The sequence below is a fragment of the Labilithrix sp. genome (genome assembly GCA_019637155.1).
Classification (GTDB): Bacteria; Myxococcota_A; Polyangia; order Polyangiales; family Polyangiaceae; genus Labilithrix.
Window position 1 is genome coordinate 179,809 of record JAHBWE010000001.1, and the last position, 11,397, is coordinate 191,205.

An 11,397-nucleotide genomic window follows, 5' to 3' on the forward strand; every position below is an offset into this window, starting at 1 on the left:
GATGGCCGACCCGCGTGGCTTCCTCAAGATCAAGCGAGCCAAGACGACCGACCGCGCCGCGGCCGAGCGCATCGGCGACTGGAAGGAGTTCACGATCGAGCCGCCGCCCGAGGAGCTCGCCGCGCAAGCCTCGCGCTGCATGGACTGCGGGATCCCGTTCTGCCACGACGGCTGCCCGCTCGGGAACGTGATCCCGGAGTTCAACGACCTCGTCTACCGCGGCAAGATGACGGACGCCGCGCGCGTCCTCGCGTCGACCAACAACTTCCCCGAGATCACGGGCCGCGTCTGCCCCGCGCCATGCGAGGCGTCGTGTGTCCTCAACATCGAGGAGGCGCCGGTCACGATCAAGGACGTCGAGCGCACGATCGCGCACGCGATGTTCGCGGGCCCGCTCGACCCGGAGCCCGCGCCGTTCCGCACCGGCAAGCGCGTCGCCGTCGTCGGCTCCGGCCCGGCCGGCCTCGCCGCGGCGCAGGAGCTCGCGCGCAAAGGCCACGACGTCACGGTCTTCGAGAAGGACGACCGCATCGGCGGCCTCCTCCGCTACGGCATCCCCGACTTCAAGCTCGAGAAGGACGTCATCGATCGCCGCATGAAGCAGATGCAAGGCGAGGGCGTCACCTTCGTCACGCGCGCGAAGGTGACGAAGGCCGACCTCGACGCCTTCGACGCGACGATCCTCTGCATCGGCTCCCGCGTCGCGCGCGACCTCCCGGTGCCGGGCCGCGAGCTCGACGGCGTCCACTTCGCGATGGACTTCCTCGAGCAGCAGAACCGCCGCGTGGCGGGGGAGACGATCGAAGGCGAGGGCGCGCTCCGCGCCGACGGCAAACACGTCGTCGTCATCGGCGGCGGCGACACCGGCTCCGACTGCGTCGGCACCTCGAACCGGCACAAGGCCGCGAGCGTCACCCAGCTCGAGCTGATGCCGAGGCCGCCGCTCACGCGCCTGCCCGAGAACCCGTGGCCGGCGTGGCCGCTGATCTTCCGCACGTCGTCGTCGCAAGAAGAGCCGTCCGCCTCCAACGCGCCGGCCGGGCGCGAGTTCGCGATCATGACGAAGGCGTTCCTCCCCGACGCGTCGGGCGAGCGCGTCGCGCGCCTGCAGGCCGTGCGCGTGGAGCTCACCGGCGGCAAGCTCGTCGAGGTCCCAGGCTCCACGCTCGAGCTGCCGTGCGACCTCGCGCTCCTCGCGATGGGCTTCGTCCACCCCGAACGGCAGGGCATCGTCGACGAGCTCGGCCTCACGCTCGACGCGCGCGGCAACGTCGCGACCGACAAGGCCGGCGCGACCAACGTCCCGCGCGTCTTCGCCGCCGGCGACGCGAACCGCGGCCAGTCGCTCGTCGTCTGGGCGATCGCCGACGGTCGCCGCGTCGCGAGCGGCGTGCACGCAGAGCTGTCACGCGGCGCGCTCCGCGCTGTAAGCTGAACGCCGTGAGCGTCGCGATCGGGATCGATCTCGGGACCACCAACACCGTCGTCGCCGCCGTCGTCGACGGGGTCGCGGTGACGCTCGAAGGGGAAGGCGGGCGCCGGCTGCTCCCGTCGGTGGTCTCGTTTCAGCCGAACGGCACCGTCCTCGTCGGCGACGCCGCGCGCGAGAAGCGCCTCGCCGATCCCGAGAACACGATCTTCTCGGTGAAGCCGCTCTTCGGGCGCGGCTGGAATTCCGACGAGACGCAGGCCGCGCGCGCGCGCTTCCCGTTCAAGCTCGTCGAGGGCGCGAAGAGCTCGACGATGGTCGAGGCGCGCGGCGTCGCGTACGCGCTCCCCGAGATCAGCGCGTTCGTGCTCCGCCGCGCGAAGGCCGTCGCCGAGGCCGCGCTCAAGCAGCCGGTCGACCGCGCCGTCATCACCGTCCCCGCCAACTTCAACGACCTCCAGCGCGCCTCGACGAAGATCGCCGGCAAGCTCGCCGGCCTCGAGGTCATGCGCATCCTCAACGAGCCCACCGCCGCCGCGCTCGCGTACGGTCAGTCGATCAAACAAGCCGAGAAGATCGCGATCTACGACCTCGGCGGCGGCACCTTCGACGTCACGCTCCTCGACCTCACCAACAGCGTGTTCGAGGTCCTCGCCACCGCCGGCGACACCGCGCTCGGCGGCGACGACGTCGACCGCGTCATCGCCGACCGCATCATCAAGGAGGTCAGCGCCAAGCTCCGCGTCGACTCGCGCGGCAACCCGCAGGCGATCGCGCGCATCGCCTTCCTCGCGGAGGAGATCAAGAAGCACCTCTCGACGAACGATCTCTTCGACGACGAGCTCACCGGCGTCGCGTACAAGAGCAACGGTCGCACGCCGCTCTCGCTCCCGTTCAAGATGACGCGCGCCGAGCTCGAGCAAGCCGCGCGGCCCCTCCTCGATCGCACCGTCACGGTGGCGCAGCAGTCGATCGCGTCGGTCGGCCTCACCGTGAACGACATCGAGCGCATCATCCTCGTCGGCGGCGCCACGCGCATGCCGCTCGTCGCGCGCATCGTGGAGGGCCTCTTCGGCCGCCCGCCCGCGCTGAAGGTGAACCCGGACGAGGTCGTCGCCCTCGGCGCCGCGATCCAGGCGCACGCGCTGAACCGCGCGAAGGGCGCGCACAAGCAAGTGCTCCGCGCCGCGGCGAAGCCGCCGCCGCTCCCGCGACCGACGCCGAAGGCGATGCCGGCGGTGTCGCCGTCCGCGGGCGGGACGGGGCCCTATCCGAAGGCGCCGAGCTCCGATCGCTTGCCCGCCTATCGGCCGGCGAGCTCGTCGAAGCTGCCCGCGGTGCGTCCTGCGAGCACGCCCGGCATGGCGGCGGTGCGTCCGCCGAGCAAGCCAGGGATGACCGCGGTGCAGGCGCCCGCGAAGCCCCCGCCGCTGCCGCCGCGCGCGAGCCAGCCGAAGACGCCGGCCGCGAAGCCGGCGGACGATCACCCCGCGCTCGGCGAGATGATGACCTTCTCGAAGGGCGCGGCGATCGTCTCGTGGGACCTGCCGAGCGATGAGCCGGCGCCGCCGTCACCGCCGCCCATGCCCGCGCCCGCGCCCGCTCCTCCGCCGCCCGCCGCGAAGCCGATGGCCTTCGAGCTCGACGTCCCCGATCTCGACATGCCGAAGCCCGCGGTCGGCCCGACCGACATCGTCGCGGCGCCCGCCGACGAGTTCGGCCTCGATCTACCGATGGACCTCGGGCCCGCGCATGCGCCGCCGCCCGCGCCCTCGTCGGTCGGAGCGGTCGGAGCGGTCGAGGAGTTCGGCGAGATCGACCTCGCGACGGCGTTCACGCCGGAGCGCTTCCAGCAGGGGAGCGCGATCGCGACGTCGGCCGCGACGCCGCTGCTCATCGACGTCACGCCGCTCAGCCTCGGCGTCGAGACCGCCGGCGGCTACGCGGACGTGCTCATCCCCGCGAACTCGCCGGTGCCGTGCGAGAAGACGCGCACGTTCCTGACCGCGAACGACGGCCAGACGACGGTGACGGTGCGCGTCGCGCAGGGCGAGTCCCCCAAGTTCGCGGGCAACACGCGCCTCGGCGACGTGGAGCTGTCGGGCTTGCGCGCAGGGTACCGCGGCGAGGTGAAGATCTCGGTGACGTTCGAGCTCGACGCCGACGGAATCCTGAACGTACGTGCGCGCGATCCCGACACCGGCCGCGAGACCGTCGCGACGATGCGCCTCGTCACCGGCTCGACGTCGAACGACGACATGCTCGCGATGTCGCAACGTCAGGCCCAGTACACCGTGCGATAGCGCGCGGTCTTCCGCGCGCGTCTTGGCAATCGCGCGGTCTTCCGCGCGCGTGTTGGCAAGCGAGCTATCATCTTCGTCGTGGCCGAGACATCGACCTTTCTCGCGTGGGCCGAGTCGCTCGGCCAGATGACGTACTACGAGATCCTCCGCGTCGACGAGCGCTCGAGCGTCGCGGACATCCAGCAAGCGTTCCACGAGCTCTCGCTCCGCTGCCATCCCGACCGCTTCGTCGACGACGGCCCCGAGGTCGCCGCCGCCGCCGCCGCCGTGTTCAAGCGCGCCGCCGAGGCCTACAACGTCCTCCGCAAGCCGCAGTTCCGCCAGCGCTACGACGCCGAGCTCCGCCGCGCGCAGGGCCAACCCGAGCCCGTCCGCTTCGACGAGCGCAAGGTCGAGACGAAGCAACGCCACGAGCAACGCACCCTCTTCATGATCGCGACGACCCCACGCGGCAAACAGTACGCCGCCAAGGCGGACGAGCTCCTCGCGAAGGGCAACCTCGACGCCGCCCGCATCCAGCTCATCAGCGCCTCCCAACAAGAGCCGAACAACGACGAGCTGAAGGAGCGCCTCGAGATCCTCTACGAGGCCCTGATGCTCGAACCCGGAGACTTTCTCTAGGGCGGGGTGGGTGTCGGGCAAAGCGGCATCTACACGCTCTTTTCTTTGGCGCGCACGACTCTCCAGCACGCTGCAACGCCTTCGGTATGCGGCGTCGCGAGGATCAGCCTTTCGCTCCGCATCGCGCCCGCATTCCAGCCAAGGCTCCATCACCGAGTCCACCACCCAGCACCCGGTCCGGAAGAAAATCGACCGACGGCGTCATATGCGCGAGAGGGCTCGTTCACCCATTCGCGAACACCATGCAGACGCCCTCGAAGCTCCTCGCCCTCGTCCTCTTCCTCCTCCTCGCCGCCGGTTGTGCGCAGAAGTCGGAGCCGGCCGCCGCCGCCGCTTCGCACGCGGGCGCGTCCGAGGTCGCGGTGAACGCGCCGCCGTCGGCGGAGCGGTCGCGCATCGTGACGATGGACATGACGATCACGGTCGACCGCTTCGACGACGCGCTCGCCGAGCTGCGCGCCTCCGTCGATCGCGCCGGCGGCTACGTCTCGGACATGCACGCGCAGGGGGCGAAGGGGGGAGAGACCGCGCGCCTCGAGATCCGCGTCCCCGCCGATCGCGCGCAGAACGTCCGCGGATCGCTCGCGGCGCTCGGCGAGATCACGAACGCGACGGAGAAGGTCGAGGACGTCACCGAGCAACGCGCCGACCTCGAGGCGCGGCTCGCGAACACGAAGGTGCAGGAGAAGCGCCTCCTCGAGATCATGGCCAACAAGTCGGGCTCGATCGCGGACCTCGTCGAGACGGAGAAGGAGCTCGCGCGCGTCCGCGAGAACGTCGAGCGCCTCGAGGCGCAGCAGCGCTCGCTGAAGGGGAAGGTCGACCTCGCCACGATCCACGTCACGCTCGAGTCGCGCTCGACCCCGGCGTGGAAGACCCCCGGCAAGAGCCTCGCCGGCGCAGCGAAGGCCGGCACCGACGGCGCATGCGCCGCCTTCGTCTACGGCGCGATGGCCTTCCTCGCCGTCGCCCCGACCATCCTCCCCATCGCCGCCGCCATCGGCGCCCTCGTCCTCTTCCTCCGCCGCCGCCGCACCTCCCAGCTCACCGCGGCGACGGGTTGACGCGCCGCCGTCGCGCCTCCCAGCTCGCCGCGGTGGCTGTGATGCGCCGCCGCCCATCGCGGCTTGCCGCGCTCGCCGGTTGATGAGAGCGTGCGCGTGCGATGCGGGAGGAGCTCGCGGCGTTGCATGAAGCGAGCTTCGGTTGGGCGCTCGCGTGCTGCGCGCGCGACCGCGAGCTCGCCGCGGACGTGCTGCAGGACGCGTACTGCCGCGTGCTCGACGGCCGCGCCCGCTACGACCAGCGCTCCGCGTTCAAGACCTGGCTCTTCGGCGTCATCCGCTTCACCGCGCGCGAGCACCGGCGCTGGGGCGTCTTGCGGCTCTCGCGGCGCTCCGAGCACGAGCCCGCCGACGTCGTCGATCCGCGGCGCGCCCCCGACTCCGAGGCCGGCGCGCGCGAACGCGCCGCGCAGCTCGCGCGCGCGCTCACCAAGCTCGCCGACCGGCAGCGCGAGGTCATGCACCTCGTCTTCTACGAAGACCTCAGCGTCGCCGAGGCGGCCGTGGTGATGGGCGTCTCGCTCGGCACCGCCCGCCAACACTACGACCGCGGCAAGCACATGCTCGCCGGGCTGCTCGAGAAAGAGGAGAAGGCACGATGAACGACGAAGAGCTCCGCCGCCGCTTCGCCGAGCTGAAACGCGCGGACGCCGAGCGCGCCCCACCGTTCCGCACCACGCGACCGCCGTCGCGCGTGAACCTCCTCTACGCCGCCATCCCCGCGCTCGCCGCCGCCGCGGTCCTGATCGTGTGGTGCGGCGCGCAGACGACCGCGAGCGCGCCGCCCGCGACCGCGCTCGCGCCAGCGCCATCGCCGCCCCCGCCGCCCCGCGTCGAGACCGCGGCCGCGTTGCCGCTCGACTTCCTCCTCGAGACCGCGCCCACGCGCGTCCGCCTCGACGCCGATCCCATCGAAGGACTCCGCCCATGAAACGTCCGCGCGCATTTCTCCTCGTCCTCCTCCTCTTCGTCGTCGCCTGCGCGCAGAAGCGAGAGCCGCTCCCCGGCGACTCCGTCTCCGCCGACGGCGCCGTCACGCTCTCGCCCCCGCGCCTCAGCTCGTCGCCCGCGTCGGCGTCGCCGGCGGAGGGCCCGATCGAGACGCGCCTCTACCCGCCGGAGCTCGCGATGGAGCGGCAGATCGAGCTCGGCATCACCGAGGAGCAGAAGAAGGCGCTCATCACCGAGTCCGAGCGCGGCCACTCCGAGGTCCTCAAGTACCAGTGGGAGCTCGAGGCCGAGAAGGAGAAGCTCGTGAAGCTCCTCGAGCCCGACACCGTCGACGAAGCGAAGGTGAAGGACGCCGCCGCGCGCGTGATGGACCGCGAGACGAAGGTGAAGGCGGCCTACCTCACGATGCTCGTCCGCGTGAAGAACGTCCTCACCCCCGAGCAGAAGACGAAGCTCCGCGAGCTGCGCGCGCAGCAAGCCCGCGGCGACGCGGGGCGCTGACCGTGCGCCGCGTCCTCCTCCTCCTCCTCGCGATCGCGCTCTTTACCGCGTGCCGTCCCGCGGCCGCGCCCGCGCCCACCTCGGAGCCGCCGCGCATCTCGTACCTCGGACGCGTCGACGTGAGCGATCCCGGCGGACCCCGCCTGTCCTGGGGCGGGACGCAGGTCGTCGTGCGGTTCGAAGGGACCGCGCTCTCCCTCACGCTCGCGGAGCGCGGCGAGAGCCGCTACGAGGTCGCGATCGACGGAGCGCCCGCGGGCGAGCCGTTCGCGCCGAAGGAAGGCACGCACACCTATCCGATCGCGAAGGGCCTCCCGCCCGGCGTCCACGTCGTCGTCCTGACGCGCCGGACCGAGCCGAAGGTCGGCGTCACGCAGCTCCGTGCGTTCGCGTTCCCGGACGGCGGCCGGCTCCTCGCGCCCCCCGCCGAGCCGGCGCGGCGGATCGAGCTCCTCGGCGACTCGGAGATGACCGGCTACGGCATCGAGTGCGCGACGCCGGCCGCGTCGTTCAGCGCCGAGACCGAGAACGCGACCAAGGCCTATCCGTCGCTCGTGGCGCGGACGCTCGCCGCCGACGCGCACGTCCTCGCGTACTCCGGGAAAGGTGTATACCGCAACGATCCGCCGGAGGGCCCGCCGTTCGCGACGTACTACCGGCAGGCGGTCCCGCCCGCGGCGTGGAGGGCGAACGTCGTGTGGATCGCGCTCGGCGGGAACGACTACGCGCCGCACGGCGGCCCGCCCGATCGCGAGGTGTTCGCGGCGGCGTATCGTGAGCTCGTCGACCTCGCGCGCGCGCGGAGCCCGGACGCGCAGATCGTCCTCGCGGTCCCCGCCGGCGTGAGCGACGCGTATCCGGAGGGCTTCGCCGCGCGCACCAACGTCCGCGCGGTCGTAAGCTCCATCGCCCGAGAGCGCGGCGACGCGAAGCTGCACGTCGCCGAGCTGCCGGAGGCGACGGAGGCCGATCGCACCGGCTGCGACGAGCACACCGGCGCCGCCTTCCAGGCGAAGCTCGCGTCGATCGCCGCCGCGAAGATCGCGGAGATCGCCGGCTGGAGGTAGCTCGCGCGGCGCGCCTGTTGACACTGACAAGGTCGGTTGCTCCGATCGAGCGCGATGCACGTGGAGCGCCGCGTCCGCCCGACGACTCCGCACGGAGCGGCGCCTTGAGCGCGCTCGCGACGCTCGGCTCGGCCGGCGCGGGCTTCCGCACGGCGGGGAGCCACGAGGGGACCTCGCTCCGCGTGAGGATGGAGGGCGAGGCGAGCTACGACGTGCTCGACGCGCTCGGACGCGTGCTCGACGCCACCCACGACGAGGCGATCCGCCTCGCGGTGAAGGACGTGGTGATGGACGTCACGAAGCTCGAGTTCCTGAGCTCGTCGGGCGTGAAGCAGTTCGTCATGTGGCTCCGCAAGGCGTCGGAGGCCGCGCCCGACGCCGGGTACCACGTTCGGTTCGTGTCGAGCCCGCGCGTGCCGTGGCAGCGGCGCGGGCTCGAGGCGCTCCGCTGCTTCGCTCCCGACCGCGTGAGCGTGGAGACGTCATGTTCGACGTGAATCGGTTCGGCGATCGCCTGGCGCTCTCGTACGACGCGGCCTCGTACCGCCGCGTCATCGCCGGGCACGACGTGATCCTGCATTGTCATCACTACAACTCGCGCCTCCAGAACACGATCGAGGGCGCGACGCAGATCGACGGCAAGGGGATCCTCCGCCGCGCGGCGGAGGGCGTGTTCGCCGCCCAGATCGCGAGCGCGTTCCGTCCGGACGACGACGTCGCCCGCAAGTGGGCGGTCGCGCAGAGCCTCTACGGCCACCTCGGCTACGGCTGGTTCGACGTCGACGAGATCGCGCGCGGCGTCGTCACCGCGTCGGCCTCGCACTTCGTCGAGGGATGGAACGCGGGCTTCCCGGGCCGCTCGTCGCCGGTCTGCACCTTCACCGAAGGCTACCTCCAGGCCGCGCTCGCGGCGGTGACGGGGAAGCCGGCGCGCGTGACGGAGAAGGAGTGCATCGTCACCGGGGCCGCGGCCTGCCGCTTCGAGATCGACCCCGCGCGCACGGAGCCGGTGGACGCGAACCCGAAGCAGGCGGTCACGTTCACGCCGCGCGCGATGCCGGCGCTGCCGCCGTCGAACATCGACGCGCAGAGGATCGTCCGGGCGCTCGTCGAGATGCCGATCCACGGCAACACCGAGGGCCTCATCCCCGCGTTCGGCGTCTACCTCGCGAGCACGCCGGCGGACTTCTACAACCGGATCAGCATCGACTTCGTCGCCGAGATGGCGAAGGTCGGCCTCGGCCGGAACGCGCGCAAGCTCCTCGTCTACGACGCCGAGACGTGCGGGATGAACACGTTCCGCGGGATCATGAGCTCGCCCGAGTGGGAGGGCCTCGTCGGGCCGATGATCAGGGAGTACGACGACAACCTGTTCGGCATCGTCGCGGTGTCGAACGCGCTCGGGTGGGGCAACTGGCACGTCACCGCGCATCGCTCCGGCGTCACCGCGCGGATCGAGTCGTTCAACGGCTACGAGGCGCTCGGCTATCTCGGTTATCGCGGAGAGGCGAGCGAGCCTCAATGCATGATGCTCACCGGCGTCGCGGCGGGGATCATGGAGCTCGTCTACAGCAAGGGCAGCATCGCGGACCGCTTCGGCACGTTCGCTTCGGCGGAGCACGAGTGCATCTCCTGCGGGGAGGAGTCCTGCGTGTTCCAGGTCGAGAAGACCTGAGCCCGTATCGCGAGCTGGTGCACGCGTGCGCGCGCGGGGGCACGTACAAGTACTTCTTCGACAAAGGAGAGGTGGCGGAGGTCTGGCGCCGGCTCGAGGCGGCTTATGGCCCCGTTCGCCGGAACGAGACGTTCAAGACGATCGAGATCGAGAGCGATCGCTTCATTTTTCGGTCGACGTTCCTTGCCAATCCGGTCACGGTATTACGGAAGCGGAAATGCGGGGAGGCCGACGTCGAAGCGCTGCACGCGCTAATTGGATATCCTGAAAGAGATAATGGGCCCGCCTGATCAAGATCGATTCCGCGGGCTCCCGATCGGCGTGCTCGCGCTCGACGCGGGGCAGGTGGTCACGGCGTGCGACGATGTGTTCTGCGCGACCTTCGCCTGCGCGACGGCCGACGTGCTCGGACGATCGCTCGACGACCTCTTCAGCCCGCGCGACCGGCGCGCGTCGCTCGAGTACGCGACGAAGATGAGCCGCTTCACCGGCGGCGTGCTCGACCTCCTCGTCACGCTGCGCCTCGGCGGGAAGGACCACGCCGCGCGGCTCCGCGTCTGCCTGCGCGACGGGGGCTTCGCCGCCTTCGCCGAGCCGGCCTTCGGCGCCGACAACGTGCTCTATCGCTTCACCGCGATCGAGCAGCGCTGGCGCGGCACGGTGCGGAGCTCCGCCGACGGCATCGTGATCCTCGACGAGGGCGGCCGCATCGTCGAGCACAACGCGCGCTTCTTCTCGCTCATGGGCTTCCGCGACGCGCACGGCGTCTCGCTGAGCGAGGACGCGGTCGTGGGGCGCAAGCTGCTCGACCTCGTGCAGGCCTCCTTCGCCGGCCTCGCCGAGTTCCTCGCGCGGCCGGAGGACGAGCTGACGACGCGCTCCGTCGAGGCGAGCCGCTGCCTCGAGCTCAAGGCGATGCCGATGACGCTCGCGACCGGCGCGCGGCTCGGCACCTTCGTCATGGTCCGCGACATCACGGAGGAGCTGCAGGTCGCCGCGCGCGACGCGATCATCCGCGACAACCTCCTTCACGCGCGGGCGTTCCAGCGCGCGATCCTCACCGCGCCGCCGGCGGTGCCGGGTCATCACGTCGACGTCGCGTACCAGCCGCTCGACGTCGTGGGCGGCGACATCTACGACGTGACCTTGCTCGGCGACGTGGTCCGCCTGTTCATCGCCGACGCGACGGGGCACGGCGTGCCGGCCGCGCTCGTGACGATGCTGCTCAAGAGCGCCTACGAGTTCGTGAAGGACACGAAGGCCGGTCCGGAGACCGTGCTCGCGCTCCTGAACGATCGCGTCGCCCGCGCGCACGGCGCCCTCGACGCGATGTGCACCGCCGCCGTCGTCGACGTCGACCTCAAGACGCGAGAGGCCACCTATTCGTGCGGCGCGCACCCCGGCCCGCTCCTCGTGAACGACGGCGCGGTCGAGGAGCTGAGCTCGGGCGGCACGTTCGTCGGCGTCGACGCGGGGCGCACGTTCCCGCGCTGGAAGCGGCAGCTCGCGAAGGAGGACGGCCTCTACCTCGTCACCGACGGCATCAGCGAGTCGCGGCGCGCGGACGGCGAGCACTTCGGCGACGCGCGCCTCCACCGCGCGCTCGCGGAGGCGAACGAGCTCCGCGAAGGCGCGAGCGACGCGGTGCTGATGCGGCTCGAGGCGTGGCTGCGCCCGAACGCCCTCGACGACGACGCGACCATCGTCGCGCTTCGTCCGGAGCGCCCGGGCGTGCCGGTCACGGAGTCGGGGCGCTACGCGCCGTTCCGCGGTTGAGCGGGTGCGC

General features: G+C 71.5%; 12 protein-coding genes. All 12 read left to right on the forward strand.

The genetic code is table 11. The features are described 5' to 3' along the window. Window position 1: 1 nt before the first annotated feature. The 12 genes from KF837_00815 to KF837_00870 all read left to right on the forward strand — a co-directional run bounded on the left by KF837_00815 (window position 2) and on the right by KF837_00870 (window position 11,387). Window positions 2–1,435: a glutamate synthase subunit beta gene (locus KF837_00815; protein MBX3225815.1), complete on the forward strand. Its 1,434-nt coding sequence runs from the start codon at window positions 2–4 to the stop codon at window positions 1,433–1,435. 5 nt (window positions 1,436–1,440) lie between these two features. Beyond that, complete coding sequence (locus tag KF837_00820) at window positions 1,441–3,732, forward strand: Hsp70 family protein (GenBank protein ID MBX3225816.1); 2,292 nt, start codon at window positions 1,441–1,443, stop codon at window positions 3,730–3,732. 78 nt (window positions 3,733–3,810) lie between these two features. Further along, a complete protein-coding gene (locus KF837_00825) occupies window positions 3,811–4,353 on the forward strand; it encodes a DnaJ domain-containing protein (protein MBX3225817.1) in 543 nt (180 codons plus the stop codon). 242 nt (window positions 4,354–4,595) lie between these two features. Next, window positions 4,596–5,417 (forward strand): DUF4349 domain-containing protein, encoded by an 822-nt coding sequence (locus KF837_00830; GenBank protein MBX3225818.1) that lies wholly within the window; start codon window positions 4,596–4,598, stop codon window positions 5,415–5,417. A 101-nt stretch (window positions 5,418–5,518) separates the two neighbouring features. Next, a complete protein-coding gene (locus tag KF837_00835; GenBank protein MBX3225819.1) occupies window positions 5,519–6,019 on the forward strand; it encodes a sigma-70 family RNA polymerase sigma factor in 501 nt (166 codons plus the stop codon). Beyond that, a complete protein-coding gene (locus KF837_00840) occupies window positions 6,016–6,348 on the forward strand; it encodes a hypothetical protein (GenBank protein ID MBX3225820.1) in 333 nt (110 codons plus the stop codon). The genes KF837_00835 and KF837_00840 overlap by 4 nt, the downstream gene beginning before the upstream one ends. Next, entirely contained in the window at window positions 6,345–6,869 is a 525-nt protein-coding gene (locus KF837_00845; protein MBX3225821.1) for a periplasmic heavy metal sensor, read from the forward strand. The genes KF837_00840 and KF837_00845 overlap by 4 nt, the downstream gene beginning before the upstream one ends. A 2-nt stretch (window positions 6,870–6,871) precedes the next feature. Further along, complete coding sequence (locus tag KF837_00850) at window positions 6,872–7,936, forward strand: hypothetical protein (protein ID MBX3225822.1); 1,065 nt, start codon at window positions 6,872–6,874, stop codon at window positions 7,934–7,936. 104 nt (window positions 7,937–8,040) lie between these two features. Continuing rightward, window positions 8,041–8,433: a hypothetical protein gene (locus tag KF837_00855; GenBank protein MBX3225823.1), complete on the forward strand. Its 393-nt coding sequence runs from the start codon at window positions 8,041–8,043 to the stop codon at window positions 8,431–8,433. After that, on the forward strand, window positions 8,421–9,611 hold the full coding sequence (locus tag KF837_00860; GenBank protein ID MBX3225824.1) for a hypothetical protein: 1,191 nt from the start codon (window positions 8,421–8,423) through the stop codon (window positions 9,609–9,611). The genes KF837_00855 and KF837_00860 overlap by 13 nt, the downstream gene beginning before the upstream one ends. A 17-nt stretch (window positions 9,612–9,628) precedes the next feature. Next, window positions 9,629–9,901 carry a hypothetical protein gene (locus KF837_00865; GenBank protein MBX3225825.1) on the forward strand — a complete coding sequence of 91 codons (273 nt, stop codon included), beginning with the start codon at window positions 9,629–9,631 and terminating at the stop codon, window positions 9,899–9,901. Beyond that, a complete protein-coding gene (locus KF837_00870) occupies window positions 9,888–11,387 on the forward strand; it encodes a SpoIIE family protein phosphatase (protein ID MBX3225826.1) in 1,500 nt (499 codons plus the stop codon). Before KF837_00865 ends, KF837_00870 begins: the two co-directional genes overlap by 14 nt. Window positions 11,388–11,397: the final 10 nt, after the last annotated feature.